We start from the raw sequence: 20,611 nt of genomic DNA on the forward strand, positions 1-20,611 counted from the left end.
TAAACTTACCTAAGCCTGTGCGTTCGTTGGTTAACTTATCTTTTTATCTTGTTTAGCAAGCACAGTTCGCACTACGTATTTTTCACTAATCACACAGACCTAAATTGCGTTAGGCCGAATATGTCTGCTCGTTTTTTATCATTGAAGGGCAACATCTAGCCAGCACCATGGAGTAGTTAATGAAACCCATGAAAAATCTCGCCCAGTATTATGTCGACTTGCTAGTCAAACTGGGGATTGTTCGTTTCTCGATTTTGCTGGCCCTTGCGCTGGTGGCATTAGCCGTTGTGGTACAGGTGGGGATTACTTTAGCTCTCAAGGGGCGAGTCGACGATATCGACATTGTCCGTTCAGTGTTTTTTGGTCTCTTGATTACACCTTGGGCGGTTTATTTTCTTTCTGTTGTTGTTGATCAGCTAGAAGAGTCTCGCCAGCGTTTAACCAAGTTGGTGTCCAAACTGAAAGACATGCGCTCGCGAGACCAAGAACTGAATTATCAATTGCAACAAAACATCGAAAAGCTCAACCAAGAAATTGAAGAGCGCATTAAAGCAGAAGAAGCTCGTGAAGAGGCGATGCAAGATCTCGAAAACGAGGTGTTCCAACGAGAGCGTACTCAGTTAGAGCTTGCGGAACGCACTGCACTACTGCGTTCATTTATTGATGCCTCGCCAGACTTAATTTACTACCGCAATGCCGATGGTGTGTTCTCCGGTTGTAACCGGGCAATGGAAGAGCTAACGGGCAAAAAAGAGCACCAGTTAGTCGGATTAAGCCCTTGGGATGTTTATAGCAAAGAAATCGCTGAGCACATCGTTGATACTGACCAAAAGGTCTTCGCCGATAATCAAGCCATCACTTACGAGCAGTGGCTAGAGTATCCTGATGGACGCAAGCACTACTTTGAACTGCGTAAAGTGCCGTTTTACAGCAAAGATGGTCGTCACCTTGGATTGGTAGGTTTTGGCCGTGATATCACTGAACGTAAACGTCATGAAGAGTCATTAGAGAAAGCAAGCCGTGATAAAACTACTTTCATCTCAACCATCAGTCATGAACTGCGAACGCCACTAAATGGCATTGTGGGCTTAAGTCGCATGCTTCTCGATAGTCCGTTGACAGAAGAGCAGCGCAAACACATGCAGACCATCAATGTGAGTGCGATTACGCTAGGTAACATCTTCAACGATATTATCGATATGGATAAGTTTGATCGCCGCAAGCTAGAACTATTACCTGCGCCACTTAACTTCGAAGACTTCGTCGCTGAGATTGAAAGCATCTCTGCTTTGATGGCGGAGCAAAAAGGGCTGCGTTTTGACTTAGAACGTTTGAGTGATTTACCAAAAGCAATTGAAGTGGATGCGACCCGTTTGCGTCAGGTAATTTGGAACTTGGTCAGCAACGCAATGAAGTTTACCAAAGAAGGTGGCGTTGTGATGACGGTGAGCGCGGATGTCGAAGACGATTTTGCGACCATTATTATGGAGGTGGAAGACACGGGTATTGGCATACCAGAAGACGAGCTCGATAAAATCTTTGCCATGTATTACCAAGTGAAATCAGGTAAAGACAACCTACATGCTGTCGGGACTGGTATAGGCCTGGCGGTGTCAAAACAGCTGATCAATATGATGGATGGTGACATTACTGTCGCTAGTGAAGAGGGTTTTGGTAGTACTTTTACCGTATCGATTCACGTTCCTATTGTGGAACTCGAAGAACCTGTCATTGATGCAAAACGCGATAATGTGCATCTCAACATCTTTATGGTCGAAGACATTGAGCTTAACGTCACCGTGGCCAAATCGTTGCTTGAGAGCTTAGGGCACTCCGTTACCGTGGCAATGACGGGACAAGAAGCGCTCGTGAACTTTGTGCCGGAAAAATATGACTTGGCGTTGTTGGATATTCAGTTGCCTGATATGACGGGGTTTGATGTCGCAAATTATTATCGCGAGCATTATAACAATCTGCCTCCATTGGTCGCCCTAACAGCTAATGTGATGAAAGATCGTCGTGAATATTTAGATAACGGCATGGATGATGCCATCAGCAAACCGCTTGCTGTGAATGCCATTCAGTCTGTAATTGATAAGTTCTTCGCGCATCAGGTAGAGCCGCAAGAGCAACCTGAGAGCATTCCAGAAACAGTGGAAGAGCCGACTCCTTCTCCTGTGATTGAGACACACTTGCTCGATATGGATATGTTAGAGTCTTACGTCGACATTGTTGGTGCCAAGCCGGTCTACGACAGCATAAAAATGTTTGAAGACATGATGCCAGACTATATTGATGTCTTAGACTCAAACATGACGGCAAAAGATCAAGATGGGATTGTTTCTGAAGCGCATAAAATTAAAGGCGCTGCAGGTTCGATTGGCCTCAAACGTATCCAAAGTGTGGCGCAGAAAGCGCAATCTCCCGATATGCCAGCATGGTGGGAAAACATTTCAGACTGGGTTGAAGAGATCAAAAATGAATACCAAAACGATATTCAAGTCCTCAAAAGTTGGTTGGAACAAAGGAAATAACATGAAAAAAATCGCACCGTTGGCGTTGGTTATAGCATTGATGGCAGGCTGCAGTTCCGTTCCAAGTGTGAACTGGCAACAAAACAGTCAGATTACGATTAACCAGGTGAATGTCGAGCTAAAAAGTAACTTATGGGTGAACCTGATGCCGACTGTTGGGGAAGTACAAGAGCAAAGCATTCAAGGATCACTTTACCTTGAAGGAGACCAGTTACTCCCAGCCAACCTGACTGCCGAAGCGCTTATCATCAAGCAAGGAGAAAAAGAGTGGTGGGTGGATGAAGACTCTTTAGAAACTCGAACTCATAGTGAGAGCCAATGGGAAGTAGCCTTCACGTCTCAGGTAGACGCGGACACAGAAAAGTCGGTTGATATCGCGGTACTTTTAGACGACGCAGGTAAACAGCGCTGGTTAGTGGAAAAGTACGTGAAGATTAACAAGGTTTATTAGATTCAGTGATTATCCGCTAATTGCTAAACCCAAAATAAAAGGGCTTGCTCAATGAGCAAGCCCTTTGCGTATTAGCGATTCAATTAGTCTTCTAGATCGCCACAGAAGCGGTAACCTTCGCCGTGGATAGTCGCGATGATTTCAGGAGTACCTGAAACAGACTCAAAGTGTTTACGAATACGACGAATCGTTACGTCTACAGTACGGTCATGCGGCTTAAGTTCACGGCCAGTCATCTTCTTAAGAAGATCGGCACGAGTTTGAATCTTACCTGGGTTCTCACAGAAGTGCAGTAGAGCTCGGAACTCAGAGCGAGGGAGCTTGTAGCTATCACCAGCAGGGCTTACTAGAGAGCGGCTGTTGATGTCCAGTACCCAACCATTGAATTCATACTTTTCTACTGAGCGTTTCTCTTCTTGCACCGCGTTAGAGCTCATTGAGCGGCTAAGTAGGTTGCGAGCACGAATAGTCAGTTCACGTGGGTTGAATGGTTTAGTGATGTAGTCATCTGCACCAATCTCAAGACCTAGGATCTTGTCCACTTCATTGTCACGGCCTGTCAGGAACATTAAAGCAATGTTCGCTTGTTCGCGTAGTTCACGCGCTAACAGAAGGCCATTCTTGCCTGGAAGATTAATGTCCATAATAACCAAGTTGACTGAGTTGTCAGACAACACTTGGTGCATCTCTTCACCGTCACTGGCTTCAAAAACAGCGTATCCCTCTGCTTCAAAAATACTCTTAAGAGTGTTACGAGTTACTTGCTCATCTTCAACGATAAGAATCTGCGGGGTTTGCATTGGCGGTACCTAAATTTGTGACAAAATTGTGCTAATAGAATAAATTCTAGGCAAAAATATAACATACAGGTAATGTGATTTTGATAATAAATCAAGTTGATCAAAAAAACACTTCTTTCAGTTATCCGCCCTCCATGGAATTTTGCCAACTCACCAGTATCCAATGGCGACGTTTATTCTAAAGGGCTTGTTTACCTTTCATTTCCTGCTTTCTGTGGGGCCTGAAACGTAAACACCCTAAGATATGGAGCGGATTTTATATTGTTAACAGCATGCTAACAATGCTCAAATGTTAATTCCATTCAGTTTGTTGATTTATATCAATTGATGAAATGTAACTGTTATTAATCGTTTAAGACTTATGATAGAAAAAAGTAATACGAACATAGACGCATCGTTATGGAATGCTTATTCAGAATCTTTTTTCAGATTCGAGGCCGAGTGGTGCGTTTCAAACTACGCTGTGATAACCGCTTGGAACCCATACAGTAATTTGCGGTCCAAAGAAGAGAACTGCATAAGCAATCAAGCATTAGAAACACTGCTACAGCACGTTAATTACGCGCCTATCACAGTAGGTGACAGCTCTTTTACATGGTATGAGGAAAGCTTTGCCGTCGAGTTATCACCAGAGGCGGCGGTCGCATTGGCGAATGACTTTCAACAAAACGCGATTTACTACGTCATTGATGATCAACTTTACCTTATTGCGTGCTCACAGCCGAAAGTGTTGCATAAGTTAGGCTCCCTTAAGCCTCGACTCGTATAGGAAAGGATACTACTCACCGAAGCACTGCTTGGGTGAGAAAATTCACGGAGGAAATATGAGAGACATTACACCCGATATTTGTGACCAATTTGAAGACCAAGTTACCCTGCTTACTTTGCCACTGCAGAACTTTGGTCAACGCACCGCTTTTTACGGAGAAATTATCACAGTGCGTTGCTATCACGACAACTCAAAAGTACGTGAAGTACTGGGCGAAGATGGAACGGGGAAAGTATTGATTGTTGACGGACATGGTTCGTGTCAGAAAGCATTGCTTGGCGATCAATTAGCAATACTCGGAATAGAAAATGGGTGGGAAGGCATTATTGTCTATGGTGCAATACGCGACGTAGCACAAATATCTCAGATGGACATTGGCGTGCAAGCACTTGGTACCAATCCGTTTAAGACAGAGAAGCGAGGTATGGGAGAGGTCAATGTGACTTTAACGATGCAAAACCAAATCGTGCAGCCGAAGCATTATGTGTACGCTGATTGGAATGGTGTGTTGATTTCAAAGCAAAAATTAGACTTCTAAAAACGAAAGCCTAAACCTACCTCAATACCTTGTTGCCAATCTTGGTAATCAAGAGTCGCGTGAAGATCCAGTTTATCGGTGATTTTTACGCGACTTGAAACTTCAGCTGCGAGGCTGCTGTCTTCTTGGCGAATACCTTCCGCAGTCTCATTCTTGTAAGAGCGAACCGTACTTTTTAGTGTGACACGATCATTGAAGTGATAGCTGATCCCACTCAAAAAACCGCTTTGGTTTTGGGTTGGAGAGTTGTTGACTCGTGCACCGACGTAAACGTCTACTGAGTCAAAGAGTTCGTACGCATAACCCGTGTCGATATTCCAAACATCGAAACTGTCAGATTGATAGCTGTCGCTGGAAATAAATAGTTTATGAGGAGAAGGGGATGCTTTGCCTGGAAGAGGCGGAAGCTCGTTTGCTAGACAAACGCCAGACACAAAAAACAGCAACAGAAAAAGCCCTCTTTTCATGCTCACCACTCCTTGTGTCAACTTTTTTATTAGTATGTGCCCAAAGCTTCTCACTATTAAAGCATAGAATATGAAAGCTAGCTCACCTATTTTCTAAATAATTCGATCCTGTGAACATAGGTCACAATTAAGTTGTTGTTAAGTGTCAACAACTCCCTTTCATAATTTGATCTTACGCTTTATGACGAAGATCAGACTAGTTATGGAGTAAAAAGTGAGACTGATGACGATGGGATGAGCCCCCTACAAAAATAAGCGACAGATTTCCTAACGAGCAATAACATCCATTTAGCTTTAAATATCAATAAGATTGCTTAGCAGAAATCGCTGTAAGACTGAAAAACAAACAATTTTTTGTTGACTATGAATCGGAAACTCGGTAAACGTAGAGTTAAGCAAACACAATTAACGTTGAATATTTATTTATGCCATCTAACAGCCTAGTAGTAATGACCACGACCATTATTATTACCGACACGACACATGTTGGGGCAGGCTGCTGAGCGAAAGAAATTCACAAAAAAGGCCTGTATCCAACAAGATACAGGCCTTTTTTTATGCTTTTTTATCCAGAATTTAGACAAGTTTGAGAAGATATACCGGAGGAAGGGATGCGAGTATTGAAGTTTGGCGGTTCATCACTAGCTGATGCAGATCGCTTTTTAAGAGCGGCAGACATCATTGCCAATAACGCTCAACAAGAAGAAGTGGCGGTTGTTCTTTCAGCCCCAGGTAAAACAACAAATAAGTTGGTTGCGGTCATTGAAGGCGCGTTGCGCAATGGTGAAGCAGAGCTGCAAATCAAAGAGTTGGATGAATCGTTTAAAACGCTATTCACTCAAATCCAAGCAGTACTACCCAATATTGATGGTTCAGCTTTCGATAACCAAGTGAAAACCTCGCTATCTCAATTACGTCAATTTGTTCACGGCATCAATCTATTAGGTATGTGCCCAAACAACGTAAATGCACGCATTATCAGTAAAGGTGAGCGTGTTTCCATTCAGTTGATGAAAGCCGTCTTGGAGGCGAAGGGACAACAAGCGAGCTTGATCGATCCTGTCGAGTATCTGTATGCCCAAGGTGATCATCTTGAAGCTATGGTTGATGTGGATATTTCAACGCAAAACTTCCGTCAAAACCCCCTTCCTCAGGGCCACGTGAACATTATGCCGGGCTTTACAGCTGGCAACGAAAAAGGAGAGCTTGTCACGCTGGGTCGTAATGGCTCTGACTACTCGGCAGCGGTTCTTGCAGCTTGTTTACGCGCAGACTGCTGTGAAATCTGGACCGACGTTGATGGTGTATACAACTGTGACCCACGTTTAGTCGAAGATGCTCGCCTACTTAAATCACTAAGCTACCAAGAAGCGATGGAGCTTTCTTATTTTGGTGCTTCCGTTCTGCACCCGAAAACCATCGCCCCTATTGCTCAATTCCACATTCCATGTCTGATCAAAAACAGCTTTAACCCTCAAGGTGCAGGTACTCTTATCGGCCAAGATACTGGTGAAGATAATCTTGCGATCAAAGGTATAACAACACTTAACGACCTAACCATGGTTAACGTATCAGGCCCTGGTATGAAAGGGATGGTAGGTATGGCGAGCCGTGTATTTGGTGCGATGTCTTCTGCTGGTGTATCTATTGTTCTGATCACTCAGTCTTCTTCTGAATACAGCATCAGCTTCTGTATTGAGGCTGAAGATAAAGCGAAAGCGCAGCAAGTGCTGGCAGATGCGTTCGAGCTAGAACTGAAAGATGGCTTACTAGAACCGGTCGAGTTTATTGATAATGTTTCAATCATTACGCTTGTTGGTGACGGTATGCGCACATCGCGTGGTGTGGCTTCTCGCTTCTTCTCTTCTCTTGCTGAAGTGAACGTGAATATCGTGGCGATAGCACAAGGCTCATCAGAACGTGCGATTTCTGCCGTTATTCCAGAAGACAAAATTTCTGAGGCGATCAAAGCGTGTCACGAAAACCTATTCAACTCGAAACACTTCCTCGATGTGTTCGTTGTTGGTGTTGGTGGTGTGGGTGGCGAGCTGGTGGATCAGATCGAACGCCAACAAGTCAAACTTGCTGAGAAAGGCATTGTGATTCGAGTTTGTGGTTTAGCAAATAGCAAAGGTCTTTTGCTTGATAGCGAAGGCTTGCCGCTCGAGCACTGGCGTGATCGTATGTCAGCAGCAACAGAAGAGTTCAGCCTAGCGCGTCTGATTTCTTTGGTACAACGCAATCATATTATCAACCCAGTATTGGTTGATTGTACTTCCAGTGAAGACATTGCTAAACAATACGCCGACTTCCTAGCGGCAGGTTTTCATGTTGTAACACCAAACAAAAAAGCAAACACAGCAAGCATGGCGTACTACCATCAGCTTCGCGATGTGGCTCGTAGCTCCCGTCGTAAATTGATGTATGAAACAACCGTAGGTGCAGGCCTACCGGTTATTGAAAACCTGCAAAACCTAATTTCTGCAGGCGATGAACTGGAGCGTTTCAGCGGTATTCTTTCGGGTTCTCTTTCTTATATTTTCGGTAAGTTAGATGAAGGAATGAGCTTAAGTGAAGCGACGAATATCGCAAAAGAAAATGGCTTTACTGAACCAGATCCTCGTGATGATCTGTCTGGTATGGATGTCGCGCGTAAGCTGTTGATCCTGGCTCGTGAAGCGGGCATGTCACTAGAGCTTGAAGACGTTGTTGTTGACCAAGCGCTACCGCCAGGCTTTGATGATTCAGGCAGTGTTGATGAGTTTATGGCGCGTCTCCCAGAAGCGGACGCTTACTTCAAAGAGTTATCGGCTAAAGCAGCAGAAGAAGGCAAAGTACTGCGTTACGTTGGTGAAATTAACGAAGGCAAGTGCACAGTAAGCATCGCTGCGGTGGATGAAAACGATCCGATGTATAAAATCAAAGACGGTGAAAACGCACTGGCATTTTACAGCCGTTACTACCAGCCAATCCCACTTGTGTTGCGTGGCTATGGCGCAGGTACTGAGGTAACGGCTGCGGGTGTATTCTCTGACGTGATGCGTACTTTAGGTTGGAAACTAGGGGTATAACAAGAATGAGTTCAAGTGATATGGATGTAGTGGTTTATGCCCCAGCATCAATTGGTAATGTAAGTGTTGGTTTTGATGTATTGGGGGCGGCGGTGTCCCCAGTGGATGGAACCTTGCTAGGTGACAGAGTGCAAGTTAAGGCAGGGACTGAGCCGTTCAGTCTGAAAACTGCGGGTAATTTTGTCTCTAAGTTGCCTACAGAGCCAAAAGAAAACATCGTTTACGATTGTTGGGTGGTGTTTGCTCGCGAACTAGACAAAAAAGGTGTTGAGCTAAAACCACTTGAAATGACGCTAGAAAAGAACATGCCAATAGGCTCAGGTCTAGGCTCAAGTGCATGTTCTATCGTGGCGGCGCTGGATGCCTTAAACCGATTCCATGCTCAACCGCTGAATGAGACTGAGCTGCTAGCACTGATGGGGGAAATGGAAGGCAAAATCTCGGGTGGTATTCACTACGATAACGTCGCGCCGTGTTACCTTGGCGGTGTGCAATTGATGCTTGAAGAGCTTGATATCATCAGTCAAGAAGTGCCTTGTTTTGATGATTGGTACTGGGTGATGGCGTATCCGGGTATCAAAGTATCAACAGCAGAAGCGCGTGAGATCCTACCATCTCAATACCGCCGACAAGATATCATCGCTCATGGTCGTCACCTTGCGGGCTTTATTCATGCGTGTCATTCTGGTCAGCCAGAGCTAGCTGCAAAAATGATCAAAGACGTGATCGCAGAACCGTATCGTGAGAAACTGCTTCCGGGCTTTGCGAATGCACGTCAATACGCTGCATCAGCAGGTGCGTTAGCAACCGGTATTTCTGGCAGTGGTCCAACACTGTTCAGTATTTGCAAAGAGAAAGATGTCGCTGAGCGAGTTGCTCGCTGGTTAGAACAGAACTACGTACAAAACGAAGAAGGATTCGTCCACGTTTGTCGTCTAGATAAGCAGGGTTCGAAAGTAACAGGAAGTGAGCTATGAAGCTTTACAATATAAAAGAAAATGATGAACAAGTTTCCTTTGGCCAAGCCGTTCGCCAAGGGTTAGGCCGTAACCAAGGTCTATTTTTCCCATCGGAATTACCAAAGTTTGAAGACGTTGATGCGCTACTGGCAGAAGACTTTGTTTCTCGTAGCACTAAGATTTTATCAGCGTTTATCGGTGATGAGCTGGCGGAAGAGCAAGTCAACGCGCTTGTGGACGCAGCGTTCCAATTCCCGGCGCCAATCAATCAAGTCAAAGACGGTGTTTACGCGTTAGAGCTCTTCCATGGTCCAACGCTGGCATTTAAAGATTTTGGCGGTCGCTTTATGGCGCAATCTCTTGCGGCGGTATCGGACGGTGGCAAGATCACCATTCTGACTGCGACTTCTGGCGATACTGGCGCAGCCGTTGCGCACGCTTTCTATGGTATGGAAGACATCAACGTTGTGATTCTTTACCCGAAAGGCAAGATTAGCCCACTGCAAGAGAAGCTATTCTGTACGCTAGGCAAGAACATTCACACTGTCGCGATCGATGGCGACTTCGATGCGTGCCAGGCACTGGTTAAGCAAGCTTTCGATGATTCCGCACTGCGTGAAGAGATCGGCCTGAACTCTGCAAACTCAATCAACATCAGCCGTTTGATGGCGCAAATCTGTTACTACTTTGAAGCAGCCGCGCAAATGAGTAAGGAAGAGCGTGAAAACCTAGTAGTGTCTGTACCAAGTGGTAACTTCGGTAACCTGACGGCAGGTCTACTGGCAAAAGCGCTGGGTCTGCCGATCAAACGCTTTATCGCTGCAACTAACGCTAATGACACGGTTCCGCGCTATCTAGAAACAGGTAAGTGGGAGCCAAAACCAACGGTTGCAACGACATCGAACGCAATGGATGTAAGTCAACCGAACAACTGGCCGCGTATTGAAGAGCTCTGCCGAGTGAAAGAGTGGGGCCTAGAGACACTAGGTAAAGGCGCGGTTTCAGATGAGCAAAGCGCACAATCTGTGAAAGACTTGTACTCATTGGGCTACCTATGTGAACCGCACGGTGCGATTGCTTACCGCGTTCTTGAAGAGCAACTGCAAGAAGGTGAAACCGGTCTGTTCCTATGTACTGCTCACCCTGCGAAGTTCAAAGAAGTGGTGGATGATATTCTAGAATCAGACATCGAGCTTCCTGCACCGCTAGCGAAGCACGCAGCGATGGAACTGCTATCGGAAGAGCTAGACGCAGACTTTGATGCATTGAAACAAGTGCTGCGCCGCGTACAGTAATTATTAAAATGATGAACGACGAAAGGTGAATGAGCAATCATTCGCCTTTTTTATTGTCGGTAAGTCTCGATTCTCTTTATGATTGAGAAACGAACTTAAAGATGGAAATAGAAGCATGCATTTTTTGATTTTTCTAGGCTCAGTAAGGGACAGCACACCGCCACGACCAGCCCGCTCGGGCATGCGAGTGAGTAGAGCTTGTGAAACGTTGTTTAAGAATCAGTATTCGCAACATACCGTCGAAATCATTGACCCATTGAACTACGACTTTGACGACGTGTTTAAGCCTGAGTTTGCTTACCATCGCGCTAAAGTACCAGCCCACTTGAGAGAACTGGCAGACAAAATTAAAAGTGCCGATGGGTACGTGATGGTCAGTCCGGAATATAACCATTCGATGAGTCCTGCCTTGGCTAATATGCTTAACCATTTTGGTAGTTCGCTGTTTTCTTATAAGCCAAGTGCTATCGTGACCTATTCTGCTGGACAATGGGGTGGTGTTCGAGCTGCAGTGTCGATGCGTACCTTCTTATCTGAACTTGGATGTTTACCTGTCTCGGCGATGATTCACATTCCGAAAGCGCAAGAAGTGTTTGACGAACAGGGTGTCGTTGCGGATGAATTGCAGCAGACGCAGTGGGACAGCTATATGAATCGCACCATACATCAATTGATTTGGTGGGCAGAAGGAGCGTCGTTGCAAAGAGAAAGGCTTGACCCAACCTCATTGGCTGAAGTGTTTAAGAAGGAACCGTCACAGAGAAATGCTCCGTAAAGGAACAGAACGGTTAGATGCATGGAAAAACAAAAAAAGCTTGGCCATTGAGACCAAGCTTTTTAAATGTGAGTAAGTCGATTTTATTGAGATTATAGCGTCTCAGTAAAAGTACGAGCGATGACATCACGTTGTTGCTCTGGAGTTAGCGAGTTGAAACGTACTGCGTAACCAGAAACACGGATTGTTAGCTGTGGGTATTTCTCTGGGTGTGCAACTGCATCTTCTAGTGTTTCGCGTTTAAGCACGTTCACGTTTAGGTGTTGACCGCCTTCGATGCGAGGAGTTGTTTCGATTGCTACTTCACGGCTTTCGTATTCACCTAGATCTCTGATTGCGATAACTTGGTCTGCTTCGTAGCCAGCAGTTGCAGCAACACAACGAGCTTCATTTTTTTCGCTATCTAATAGCCAGATAGAGTTTAGTAGGTCGTCGTTTGCCGCTTTTGTAATTTGGATACCTTGGATCATCACTATCTCCTAGACCACTTACGTGGTGATTATTGGTGTTAATTTTCGAATTTTCGTTGAGCTGAGTATTATATAGCTAATATCCACTATTTTAATATTGATTTAAGTCAAAAAACAACCAAAAACATTATTTTTATTAAGGTGATTTTGTTGAGTTAAATCAATAAATCCTTTGAAAACAAACTAATTACAATTTATTTGATAATATAAAAAAATATTTAATAACTCATTTTGTTGTAAATTTACTACAAATTGAGCTTAAAGTTTAAACTAATTAACGCAACTATCTGTATTTAGGTAGCAATACTGAAAGTCTAAAGTGATTAAATGACAAACATGAAAAACAAGCTTGGGAATAAACTCATTGGTGCACATGTCTCTGCTGCTGGTGGGGTCGATCAAGCGCCGTTGAGAGCTCGCGAAATTGGCGCGAATGCGTTCGCACTATTTACAAAAAACCAACGCCAGTGGGTGGCGAAGCCTTTAGAAGCAAAAACCATCAGTGCGTTTAAAGCGAACTGTAAAATGCTGGGTTTCGGCGCAGAACATATTCTTCCCCATGACTCTTATCTAATTAACTTAGGTGCACCAGAAGCGGATAAGTTGGATAAGTCACGCGCTGCATTCATCGATGAGATGGAGCGTTGTAATCAATTGGGTTTAACGTTGCTGAACTTTCACCCTGGGAGCCACTTAAAGAAAGTCTCGGAACAGGAGTGCTTAGCGACGATCGCTGAGTCGATCAATCTTGCGCACAAAGCGGTGCCGAATGTGATCGCGGTAATCGAGAATACGGCAGGTCAGGGTACAAACCTAGGTTGGAAGTTTGAGCATCTTGCTGAAATCATCGATCAAGTGGAAGACAAAGAACGTGTTGGTGTATGTCTCGATACTTGCCACACGTTTACCGCCGGTTACGATCTGCGTACTAAAGAGGATTGTGAGCATACCTTTGCTGAATTCGACCGTATTGTTGGGATGCACTATTTAAGAGCAATGCATCTAAATGATTCAAAAGTTGAGTTTGCCAGCAAAGTGGATCGCCACCACTCATTAGGCAAAGGAGAGATCGGGTGGGATTGCTTTGAGTACATCGCGAAAGACCCTCGATTTGATGGCATCCCTCTGATTTTAGAAACAATTGATCCGGACATCTGGCAGCAAGAAATCAACGCACTGCGTCAGTTTCATCTAGCGGCGATAGATAACCAATGATGTGATCACAGAGTTGGCACCTTTCTTTCTTAGTCACTTAAGTCAATTTGAATTAAGAAAGAAGGATGCCACTATGTCTCGACCACTCTCTTTTGCTTCTTACGCATATAGCCGCCGCGTGCTTCGTTTGCCGATGCCTAATCGTCACATTACCGGACAGGGGCATTTTCGAACGCCACAGAAGCATTAGTCTTTTATTACTGTTCTCAAGTTCGTGGTAAGTTTTTGTTTGTTTGGGTTTCGCTCGTTAGAATAGAAGCAAAATTTAGGACAGGAACTTTCCATGAATCAGTCACCCACTTGGCACGATGTGATCGGCGAAGAGAAAAAACAGAGCTACTTTGTAGACACTTTGAATTTTGTAGAAGCAGAACGCGCCGCAGGCAAAGCGATTTTCCCGCCAGCGAAAGATGTCTTTAATGCGTTTCGTTTTACCGAGTTTAACGATGTTAAAGTAGTGATTCTGGGACAAGACCCATACCATGGTCCAAATCAGGCGCATGGTTTGTGCTTTTCCGTTCTTCCTGGAATCAAAACGCCACCGTCACTCGTTAATATGTATAAAGAGCTGGCTCAAGATATTGAAGGATTCCAGATCCCTCAGCATGGATTCTTACAAAGCTGGGCAGAGCAAGGTGTATTGTTGCTCAATACAGTATTGACGGTTGAGCAAGGTAAAGCGCATTCACATTCAAAAACGGGGTGGGAAACGTTCACTGACAGAGTGATTGAAGCGATAAACCAGCATCAGGAAGGCGTGGTGTTTTTATTGTGGGGCTCTCACGCTCAGAAGAAAGGGCGCTTTATTGATCGCAATAAACATCATGTGTTAGCCGCACCACATCCATCACCACTCTCAGCACACCGAGGCTTTTTTGGTTGTAAGCATTTCTCTCAAGCAAACCAGTTACTTGCCTCGCAAGGAAAAGCACCAATCAACTGGCATTTGCCATTAACTGTATAAAAGAAGAGACAGCGATAATGCTGCCATTATCGCTGTTTTTTTGAGCACGCTCGAGGCTGATGGCAAATTTCTCATGTACACTTATTAAAAGTAGGTGTTAAGGAGAGACGCTATGATGATCGAAAGAATTCGACGCGAACACGGTTATATGGTTCGTCTGTTGGCGATACTGCGACATAAACTTAATGAGATAAAAGAAGAACGTGCGATCAACTACGCATTAGTAAGCGAGATAGTTGATTACCTCTCTAATCATTCAGAAAAAGTTCACCATCCGAAAGAAGATATTCTCTATCACCACTTTCTTGAGCACTATGGTAAGCAACAGACCATGGAAAACTTAGAGAAAGAACACCAAGAGTTAGCAAGTAAAACCAAAGAGTTTGCTTCCTTGATAGAGATGATCCTGCAGGATGCTGTTGTGCCTCAAGACATGTTTGTGGCCCACCTAGAGGACTTCATTGAATCACAAAGACGCCACTTGGAGTTAGAGGAGCGAAAAATCCTGCCTCTCATTGAGGAGCTGTTCACTACCGAAGATTGGCAGCATGTTGAAAGCTTATGGAGCGTCAGCGAAGATGACCCAGTTTTTGGTGACACTATTGCCGATCGTTATAAACAGTTAGCTGAACGTGTGCGTCAAAGTGATGCTGAGTATGTTTAAGTGTGTGCGATAAAACCTGAGTGAGCGAAAGTATCACTCGGGTTTGTTAGCTGCATTTCTTATTTATTGAGAATTGGACGCAAATTTATCTTTTGCGCTTCTCAACCAAAAGACAGGAAAATTCCTATTGAGTAATAACGGTACTCATACTCAAATCCTGGCGCTTAAACTCAAGTCGTTTACCGTTACTGTAAACAAAAACAAAAGGCACCCTTAAGGTGCCTTTTGTTTGAATTAGAGTTTAATGTCTTCCAAGTTGTAGTCGGTACAGGCATCAAGTTCGCGTAGCTCTTTAAGCAAATTGCGCCTGTCGTTCATCTCTTCTATTTCACGCCACTTTCGCTTTACTGGTTTGGCACGAGATTTGGTTGTTGAGGTAGTATCCAGATTAAAAATGTCATCTAGTTGAAAGCCTTCCATAAGCCACCTTTACCTTTCTTAAGCTAAACTGTTGTAACCAGTCCTTGTGGAGTTTTTTAAGTACCACAATAGCCGTGAGAATAACCATGATATATTTCGCATTTGTGTCGGTAGCATGACATTTTCGTGCAAAAATATTCTCAAAATCACACTTTTCATTGCAATGTGATGGCTAAAAAATGCACAAACGATCTCAAGAAAACGATTAAATAGAGAGATTTTCAATGTTAATTCGATTTGACGAGTGGGGGGACAGTGCAAAGGTCAAAGTTGCATAAAACCAGTTTGATGAAATAGTGTTCAATTAGATGGTAAGGCACTAGAGCAAATTTATGTAACACCTTGTGAATACTAGCTTGGTCTTAATTATATGGGTCTCCGTTCTGTTTGGTGGGCGATAATTATTTATGTTGGCATTTGGTAATTGAAATGTTGCGGTTTATGGGTGTTAAGTCTTCCATTTATGTTATTTTTTGGTGACTTTATAGTGAAAAATAACAATGTTATTATCATGATTGCATATTGATTTTTGCGCTCCTAGGTTGCATTATCCGCCCGTCAAAAAATACGCTGGTACGTAAAATGGATGCATGAAGCGACGTTTACGATTCTAGATTGCCCATAAACATTACTTAAAAAGCTAAGCACACTTTGACACTTAGCAGGCAATTTGGTGGATGGCTTGGACGCATAGACCGGCGCAACTCACTTTGAGGTACACATGACAGACTTAATCAATTTGATGAACGATCTCCTTTGGGGTTCGATTCTGGTTTATCTTCTTGTTGGTGTTGGTATTTACTTCACCGTTCGATTAGGGTTCATTCAGTTCCGCCATTTCGGCCACATGTTCTCTGTTCTTAAGAACAGTCGTAAAGCAGACAAAGCTGGTATTTCTTCTTTCCAAGCGCTTTGTACTAGTCTTGCTGCACGTGTTGGTACAGGTAACATGGCGGGCGTTGCAGTTGCATTGACTGCAGGTGGTCCTGGCGCGATCTTCTGGATGTGGCTGATCGCAATGCTTGGTATGGCAACGTCGTTTGCAGAGAGTACTCTGGCGCAGCTATACAAAACCAAAGATGATGATGGCAACTACCGTGGTGGTCCTGCCTACTACATGGAAAAAGGCCTGGGCATGCGTTGGATGGGCGTATTGTTCTCAGTTTTCCTAATCATCGCTTTTGGTTTGGTATTCAACGCCGTACAAGCTAACTCAATTGCAAATGCAATGAGCACCGCATTTGGTTGGAGTGACCTGTACGTTGGTATCGCGGTTGTAGTACTGTCTGCGATTGTAATTTTCGGTGGTATCAAGCGTATCGCAAAAGTCGCAGAGATGATCGTTCCGATCATGGCGCTGCTTTACTTGGCTCTAGCACTGTTCATCATGTTCTCTAATCTAGAGAAGCTACCTGATGTATTAATGCTTATCTTTAAGAGTGCATTTGGTCTGCAAGAAGCGGCGGCTGGTGGTCTTGGCTACGCGATTGCACAGGCAATGATTAACGGTATTAAACGCGGTCTATTCTCGAACGAAGCGGGTATGGGTTCTGCGCCAAACGCGGCGGCTTCAGCAACGCCTTACCCACCACACCCTGCATCTCAAGGTTATGTTCAGATGCTAGGTGTATTTATGGATACGATCGTTATCTGTTCAGCGACAGTGGCTATCATCCTGATGTCAGGTGAGTATGTCGGTCAAGCAACAGAAGTGACGGGTATCGAGCTAACTCAGCGTGCATTGAGCTCGCAAGTTGGTGATTGGGGTGGCATCTTTGTTGCCGTGGCAATCTTCTTCTTTGCATTTACATCAATCATCGCGAACTACTCGTACGCTGAAACGAACCTAATCTTCCTAGAGCACAACCATAAGGCGGGCCTAAGCATTTTCCGCGTTGTTGTTCTTGGTATGGTGATGTTTGGTGCACTTGCTTCGCTCCCAGTCGTATGGTCACTTGCTGATGTTTCGATGGGGCTGATGGCGATAGTCAACTTGGTGGCAATCATCTTGCTATCTGGCATCGTGATTAAGCTAGCAAAAGATTACAACCGCCAACTTGGTGAAGGTAAAGTACCAACGTTTGATGCGAATGACTTCCCTGAGCTGAAATCTCAGCTTGAAGAAGGCATTTGGTACAACGATAAAAAAGACTAAGTGAGCTATCACTCATAGTTGAAAGCTATTAGTACGATGTAAAAAGCCATGCAGACAATGCATGGCTTTTTTTGTACCCTATTAAAAAACAGAATTAGAGAAGGGAAAGTCATGCTTATCGTAGTTTCTCCAGCGAAGACTCTTGATTACGAGTCTCCGTTAGCGACAGAAAAATTTACTCAACCTGAGTTGGTCGAATACTCAAAAGAGCTTATCGATGTTTGCCGCAAACTGACTCCTGCTGATGTTGCCTCTTTAATGAAAGTGAGCGACAAGATTGCCGATTTGAATGTTGGGCGATTTCAAGAGTGGAGTGAAACGTTTACCACAGAAAACTCACGACAAGCGATCCTAGCGTTTAAAGGTGATGTTTACACAGGACTAGACGCCGAAACCTTATCTGAGGCGGACTTCGAGTATGCCCAAGATCATTTGCGCATGTTGTCTGGTCTCTATGGTTTACTAAAACCACTCGATTTGATGCAGCCATACCGTCTTGAAATGGGTACCAAGCTTGCAAACGACAAGGGCACAAACTTGTACCAGTTTTGGGGCAATGTGATTACGGATAAGCTTAACGAAGCGATTTCTGCTCAAGGTGATAATGTGCTTATCAACCTGGCATCAAATGAATACTTTAAAGCGGTGAAGCCAAAGAACTTAGATGCGCAAGTGATCACGCCAGTATTCAAAGATTGTAAGAATGGCCAATACAAGGTCATCAGCTTCTACGCGAAGAAAGCGCGCGGCATGATGGCGCGTTACATCATCGAAAACCGTATTGAGAGCGTGGCAGACCTGACTAAGTTTGATACGGCGGGTTACTACTTTGTTGAAGATGAATCGACACCAACAGAGTTAGTATTTAAACGCGAAGAGCAAAACTAAAACTGATTGAGACGTAGTCTACGTTAATCTCAATAAACACAAACGAAAAAGGGTTGGCAGTGCCAACCCTTTGTTATGTTTTAGCTTAGGCTATTTCGCCCAAACAAGATTACTTCTTCTTAGCGGTTTTCTTTTTCGCTGGCTTCTTCTTGTCTTCTTTTTTCTTTTTCTTCTTAAACACAGGTTTTTTGTGTTTTGGACGCATCTCTTTCACGAAACGCTCTTTGATGTCTTCTTTCACGTAACGTGCAACGCGATCCATCATTGGTTGGTCGTGTGCTTCTACGATAGAGATAGCATTACCTTTCTTACCCGCACGAGCCGTACGGCCAATACGGTGAAGGTAAACATCAGCCGTGCGTGGCATGTCGTAGTTAATAACGTGTGACACATCCGGAAGATCGATACCGCGTGCGGCGACGTCCGTTGCGAGCAGCACGTTCACAGTACCATCGCGGAAGCGAGAAATCGCATTGTTACGACGATCTTGAGGCATTTCACCTTGAATCCAAGAACATGGAATCTGTGCGCTCTCAAGCTGCGCTCGTAGCTCTGCCAAACGCTCACGTGTCTTCAAGAAGACGATGGTGCGTTCTGCTTGCTGAGTAATAATGTGTTTTAGTAATTCAAGCTTGTGTTCTGCATCATCAGCACGGTGGTACCACTGAGCAATCTTCTTACGCTCACGCAGTGGCGATTTTGCATCGATCTCTGCTGGATCATTCAACAGATCAGCGGTAAAGCCTTCTACGCCTTTCCCTTCTAACGTTGCTGAGAACAGAAGGGTTTGCTTACGCCAGCGACATTCGTTAGATAGGCGATCGACAGTAGGAGCAAAACCCATATCTAGCATACGGTCTGCTTCATCCAGAATTAACCATTCGATTGCACGACAATCAAAACGTTCTGCATCAATGTATTCTTTTAAACGGCCAGGCGTTGCAACCACAATGTCTTGTGTTGTCGCAAGGATATCGGCGTGCTCTTGGTATTGAACACCACCTGTGATGGTGAAAATGTTCAGTTTAGTGTTTTTTGCCAAAGCTCGTGCTTGATCAGCGATTTGCATCGCCAATTCGCGCGTCGGCGTTAGGATCAAAATACGCGCAGGTCCAGGCTTGCGACGAGGGAAGTCTTGCAAGTATTGCAATGCTGGCAGAACGAAGGCTGCCGTTTTACCAGTACCTGTTGGCGCTGACGCTAGAATGTCACGACCATCCAACGCTTGTGGAATCGCTTCTGCCTGAATTTTTGTTGGGCGTTCGTAACCCATCTCTTCAATGGCTTCAAGTAGGTTTTGGTCTAGATCAAGTTCAGCAAAGGTTCTGATCACAATGAGTTCTCCACAAGCAAAGCTTGGTTAATGGTTCGCCACAACAGCATAGAATACAAAAAGGTCGCACATTATAAAGTGATTGGTGATAAGGATCACATGTTATTTCACATCTTAAGATAAAACTCGCGGGTTAATTGGACGAAATCGTCACTGTAACCGTCATGCGAATGAATTATTAAATGTGATTCTTGAGTATCGCAAGGCTGCTTCGCCAGTTCAAATAACAGTCGATGTAGCAGTTTCTTTTCTGATGGCTGTACACGACAGACTCGCGATAGATGCCAACCTTGGTGTAATGCTAGTTCAATAAACCGTTCGCCTTCGGTGATTGGTAACACAAAATTAGCTTTCCCTTGTTCATCAAGCAACTGATAGCAACGTTGTAGCAATGCGTTGTGGCGTAGCGTATCAGTGTGCCTCGCGGTTGCACGTTGACTGTGTTTCGATTGCTCGCCGCTGTTGAAGTAGGGCGGATTACAAATGATGCGTTGGAATGGATGCGTCGGCGTAAAGTCTAGTATGTCGGAATGATGCACACTCACACGATCTGACCAAGGCGACTGAACCACATTTTTTTGCGCAGCTTCAATGGCTGTTAATTCAATATCGACCGCGGTTATTTGAGCTTCTGTAAAGCGTTGGGCACACATCAGGGCAAGCAACCCGGTGCCAGTGCCAATATCGAGAATTTGAGCGTTGTTCGGGCTTTGAATCCAAGCACCAAGCATGACCCCATCAGTGCTGACGGGCATACCACTCTCGCCGCCCTCAATACAAAATTGCTTAAAATTGAAGCCTTTAGTTTTCAGTTTTTTGCTCTTCATGATTGTTTTATGTTTG

20 protein-coding genes and 1 other annotated feature are annotated in these 20,611 nt (G+C 44.4%); of the genes, 14 read left to right on the forward strand and 6 right to left on the reverse strand.

The window, feature by feature from the left end; translation table 11 throughout:
- The first annotated feature begins 179 nt into the window (after window positions 1–179).
- Complete coding sequence (gene arcB / locus MTR11_RS03065; protein WP_005396314.1) at window positions 180–2,534, forward strand: aerobic respiration two-component sensor histidine kinase ArcB; 2,355 nt, start codon at window positions 180–182, stop codon at window positions 2,532–2,534.
- Window position 2,535: 1 nt separating this feature from the next.
- Window positions 2,536–2,985 carry a hypothetical protein gene (locus MTR11_RS03070; RefSeq protein WP_006742686.1) on the forward strand — a complete coding sequence of 150 codons (450 nt, stop codon included), beginning with the start codon at window positions 2,536–2,538 and terminating at the stop codon, window positions 2,983–2,985.
- 83 nt (window positions 2,986–3,068) lie between these two features.
- Here MTR11_RS03070 and arcA read toward each other — a convergent pair whose 3' ends face one another.
- Window positions 3,069–3,785: a two-component system response regulator ArcA gene (gene arcA / locus MTR11_RS03075; RefSeq protein ID WP_005381824.1), complete on the reverse strand. Its 717-nt coding sequence runs from the start codon at window positions 3,783–3,785 to the stop codon at window positions 3,069–3,071.
- 361 nt (window positions 3,786–4,146) lie between these two features.
- Here arcA and MTR11_RS03080 point away from each other — a divergent pair, with 361 nt between their 5' ends.
- Window positions 4,147–4,554, forward strand: coding sequence for a DUF3293 domain-containing protein (locus MTR11_RS03080; protein ID WP_031780532.1), 408 nt, complete (start codon window positions 4,147–4,149; stop codon window positions 4,552–4,554).
- Window positions 4,555–4,609: 55 nt separating this feature from the next.
- Entirely contained in the window at window positions 4,610–5,092 is a 483-nt protein-coding gene (locus tag MTR11_RS03085) for a putative 4-hydroxy-4-methyl-2-oxoglutarate aldolase (RefSeq protein WP_243327001.1), read from the forward strand.
- On the opposite strand, the gene MTR11_RS03090 is transcribed toward MTR11_RS03085, so the two are convergent.
- The gene (locus MTR11_RS03090) at window positions 5,089–5,559 is read right to left on the reverse strand and encodes a hypothetical protein (protein WP_047009097.1); all 471 of its coding nucleotides are present in this window, start codon (window positions 5,557–5,559) and stop codon (window positions 5,089–5,091) included. The genes MTR11_RS03085 and MTR11_RS03090 overlap by 4 nt on opposite strands.
- A gap of 425 nt (window positions 5,560–5,984) precedes the next feature.
- Here MTR11_RS03090 and thrL point away from each other — a divergent pair, with 425 nt between their 5' ends.
- The 5 genes from thrL (at window position 5,985) to MTR11_RS03115 (ending at window position 11,659) form a co-directional block, all read left to right on the forward strand.
- Complete coding sequence (thrL, locus tag MTR11_RS03095; RefSeq protein WP_074192076.1) at window positions 5,985–6,062, forward strand: thr operon leader peptide; 78 nt, start codon at window positions 5,985–5,987, stop codon at window positions 6,060–6,062.
- Window positions 5,998–6,117: a sequence feature (Thr leader region), on the forward strand. It overlaps the preceding gene by 65 nt.
- 53 nt (window positions 6,118–6,170) lie before the next feature.
- Window positions 6,171–8,630: a bifunctional aspartate kinase/homoserine dehydrogenase I gene (thrA, locus tag MTR11_RS03100; protein ID WP_074192050.1), complete on the forward strand. Its 2,460-nt coding sequence runs from the start codon at window positions 6,171–6,173 to the stop codon at window positions 8,628–8,630.
- 20 nt (window positions 8,631–8,650) lie between these two features.
- Window positions 8,651–9,607 carry a homoserine kinase gene (thrB, locus tag MTR11_RS03105; protein ID WP_243327352.1) on the forward strand — a complete coding sequence of 319 codons (957 nt, stop codon included), beginning with the start codon at window positions 8,651–8,653 and terminating at the stop codon, window positions 9,605–9,607.
- Window positions 9,604–10,884, forward strand: coding sequence for a threonine synthase (gene thrC / locus MTR11_RS03110; RefSeq protein WP_243327002.1), 1,281 nt, complete (start codon window positions 9,604–9,606; stop codon window positions 10,882–10,884). Before thrB ends, thrC begins: the two co-directional genes overlap by 4 nt.
- 115 nt (window positions 10,885–10,999) lie before the next feature.
- Window positions 11,000–11,659: an NADPH-dependent FMN reductase gene (locus MTR11_RS03115; protein WP_243327003.1), complete on the forward strand. Its 660-nt coding sequence runs from the start codon at window positions 11,000–11,002 to the stop codon at window positions 11,657–11,659.
- A gap of 92 nt (window positions 11,660–11,751) precedes the next feature.
- Here the strand turns inward: MTR11_RS03115 and grcA are convergent, their stop codons facing one another.
- Window positions 11,752–12,129 carry an autonomous glycyl radical cofactor GrcA gene (grcA, locus tag MTR11_RS03120; RefSeq protein WP_243327004.1) on the reverse strand — a complete coding sequence of 126 codons (378 nt, stop codon included), beginning with the start codon at window positions 12,127–12,129 and terminating at the stop codon, window positions 11,752–11,754.
- Between the two features lie 327 nt (window positions 12,130–12,456).
- On the opposite strand from grcA, the gene nfo reads away from it, so the two are divergent.
- The 3 genes from nfo to MTR11_RS03135 all read left to right on the forward strand — a co-directional run bounded on the left by nfo (window position 12,457) and on the right by MTR11_RS03135 (window position 14,972).
- The gene (gene nfo, locus MTR11_RS03125; protein ID WP_046873969.1) at window positions 12,457–13,344 is read left to right on the forward strand and encodes a deoxyribonuclease IV; all 888 of its coding nucleotides are present in this window, start codon (window positions 12,457–12,459) and stop codon (window positions 13,342–13,344) included.
- Between the two features lie 283 nt (window positions 13,345–13,627).
- Window positions 13,628–14,308 (forward strand): uracil-DNA glycosylase, encoded by a 681-nt coding sequence (ung, locus tag MTR11_RS03130; RefSeq protein WP_005396298.1) that lies wholly within the window; start codon window positions 13,628–13,630, stop codon window positions 14,306–14,308.
- Between the two features lie 112 nt (window positions 14,309–14,420).
- Window positions 14,421–14,972: a hemerythrin domain-containing protein gene (locus MTR11_RS03135; RefSeq protein ID WP_005396296.1), complete on the forward strand. Its 552-nt coding sequence runs from the start codon at window positions 14,421–14,423 to the stop codon at window positions 14,970–14,972.
- 234 nt (window positions 14,973–15,206) lie between these two features.
- On the opposite strand, the gene MTR11_RS03140 is transcribed toward MTR11_RS03135, so the two are convergent.
- The gene (locus MTR11_RS03140; RefSeq protein WP_005396294.1) at window positions 15,207–15,392 is read right to left on the reverse strand and encodes a DUF3545 family protein; all 186 of its coding nucleotides are present in this window, start codon (window positions 15,390–15,392) and stop codon (window positions 15,207–15,209) included.
- 721 nt (window positions 15,393–16,113) lie between these two features.
- On the opposite strand from MTR11_RS03140, the gene MTR11_RS03145 reads away from it, so the two are divergent.
- Together MTR11_RS03145 and yaaA are read left to right on the forward strand one after the other, a co-directional pair.
- Complete coding sequence (locus MTR11_RS03145; RefSeq protein ID WP_005396293.1) at window positions 16,114–17,547, forward strand: alanine/glycine:cation symporter family protein; 1,434 nt, start codon at window positions 16,114–16,116, stop codon at window positions 17,545–17,547.
- Between the two features lie 111 nt (window positions 17,548–17,658).
- A complete protein-coding gene (gene yaaA, locus MTR11_RS03150; protein ID WP_012842137.1) occupies window positions 17,659–18,435 on the forward strand; it encodes a peroxide stress protein YaaA in 777 nt (258 codons plus the stop codon).
- Window positions 18,436–18,544: 109 nt separating this feature from the next.
- Here yaaA and srmB read toward each other — a convergent pair whose 3' ends face one another.
- Both srmB and MTR11_RS03160 read right to left on the reverse strand, forming a co-directional pair.
- Window positions 18,545–19,768 carry an ATP-dependent RNA helicase SrmB gene (gene srmB / locus MTR11_RS03155; protein WP_005396291.1) on the reverse strand — a complete coding sequence of 408 codons (1,224 nt, stop codon included), beginning with the start codon at window positions 19,766–19,768 and terminating at the stop codon, window positions 18,545–18,547.
- A gap of 107 nt (window positions 19,769–19,875) precedes the next feature.
- Window positions 19,876–20,595, reverse strand: a complete 720-nt coding sequence (locus tag MTR11_RS03160; RefSeq protein ID WP_243327005.1) for a tRNA1(Val) (adenine(37)-N6)-methyltransferase — start codon at window positions 20,593–20,595, stop codon at window positions 19,876–19,878.
- Window positions 20,596–20,611 lie beyond the last annotated feature (16 nt).

The organism is Vibrio sp. CCB-PB317 (assembly GCF_022808245.1).
In the GTDB taxonomy this organism is placed as follows: Bacteria; Pseudomonadota; Gammaproteobacteria; order Enterobacterales; family Vibrionaceae; genus Vibrio; species Vibrio diabolicus.

Excerpts from the sequence above, each read along its gene's own strand:
- nfo (WP_046873969.1), top strand. The coding sequence starts at position 12,457 with ATGACAAACATGAAAAACAAGCTTGGGAATAAACTCATTGGTGCACAT.
- ung (WP_005396298.1), top strand. The coding sequence starts at position 13,628 with ATGAATCAGTCACCCACTTGGCACGATGTGATCGGCGAAGAGAAAAAA.
- grcA (WP_243327004.1), bottom strand. The coding sequence starts at position 12,129 with ATGATCCAAGGTATCCAAATTACAAAAGCGGCAAACGACGACCTACTA.
- arcB (WP_005396314.1), top strand. The coding sequence starts at position 180 with ATGAAACCCATGAAAAATCTCGCCCAGTATTATGTCGACTTGCTAGTC.
- MTR11_RS03140 (WP_005396294.1), bottom strand. The coding sequence starts at position 15,392 with ATGGAAGGCTTTCAACTAGATGACATTTTTAATCTGGATACTACCTCA.
- MTR11_RS03145 (WP_005396293.1), top strand. The coding sequence starts at position 16,114 with ATGACAGACTTAATCAATTTGATGAACGATCTCCTTTGGGGTTCGATT.
- arcA (WP_005381824.1), bottom strand. The coding sequence starts at position 3,785 with ATGCAAACCCCGCAGATTCTTATCGTTGAAGATGAGCAAGTAACTCGT.
- MTR11_RS03085 (WP_243327001.1), top strand. The coding sequence starts at position 4,610 with ATGAGAGACATTACACCCGATATTTGTGACCAATTTGAAGACCAAGTT.
- yaaA (WP_012842137.1), top strand. The coding sequence starts at position 17,659 with ATGCTTATCGTAGTTTCTCCAGCGAAGACTCTTGATTACGAGTCTCCG.
- MTR11_RS03090 (WP_047009097.1), bottom strand. The coding sequence starts at position 5,559 with ATGAAAAGAGGGCTTTTTCTGTTGCTGTTTTTTGTGTCTGGCGTTTGT.
- thrL (WP_074192076.1), top strand. The coding sequence starts at position 5,985 with ATGCCATCTAACAGCCTAGTAGTAATGACCACGACCATTATTATTACC.
- MTR11_RS03115 (WP_243327003.1), top strand. The coding sequence starts at position 11,000 with ATGCATTTTTTGATTTTTCTAGGCTCAGTAAGGGACAGCACACCGCCA.
- MTR11_RS03080 (WP_031780532.1), top strand. The coding sequence starts at position 4,147 with ATGATAGAAAAAAGTAATACGAACATAGACGCATCGTTATGGAATGCT.
- MTR11_RS03070 (WP_006742686.1), top strand. The coding sequence starts at position 2,536 with ATGAAAAAAATCGCACCGTTGGCGTTGGTTATAGCATTGATGGCAGGC.
- MTR11_RS03135 (WP_005396296.1), top strand. The coding sequence starts at position 14,421 with ATGATGATCGAAAGAATTCGACGCGAACACGGTTATATGGTTCGTCTG.
- thrA (WP_074192050.1), top strand. The coding sequence starts at position 6,171 with ATGCGAGTATTGAAGTTTGGCGGTTCATCACTAGCTGATGCAGATCGC.
- MTR11_RS03160 (WP_243327005.1), bottom strand. The coding sequence starts at position 20,595 with ATGAAGAGCAAAAAACTGAAAACTAAAGGCTTCAATTTTAAGCAATTT.
- thrC (WP_243327002.1), top strand. The coding sequence starts at position 9,604 with ATGAAGCTTTACAATATAAAAGAAAATGATGAACAAGTTTCCTTTGGC.
- thrB (WP_243327352.1), top strand. The coding sequence starts at position 8,651 with ATGGATGTAGTGGTTTATGCCCCAGCATCAATTGGTAATGTAAGTGTT.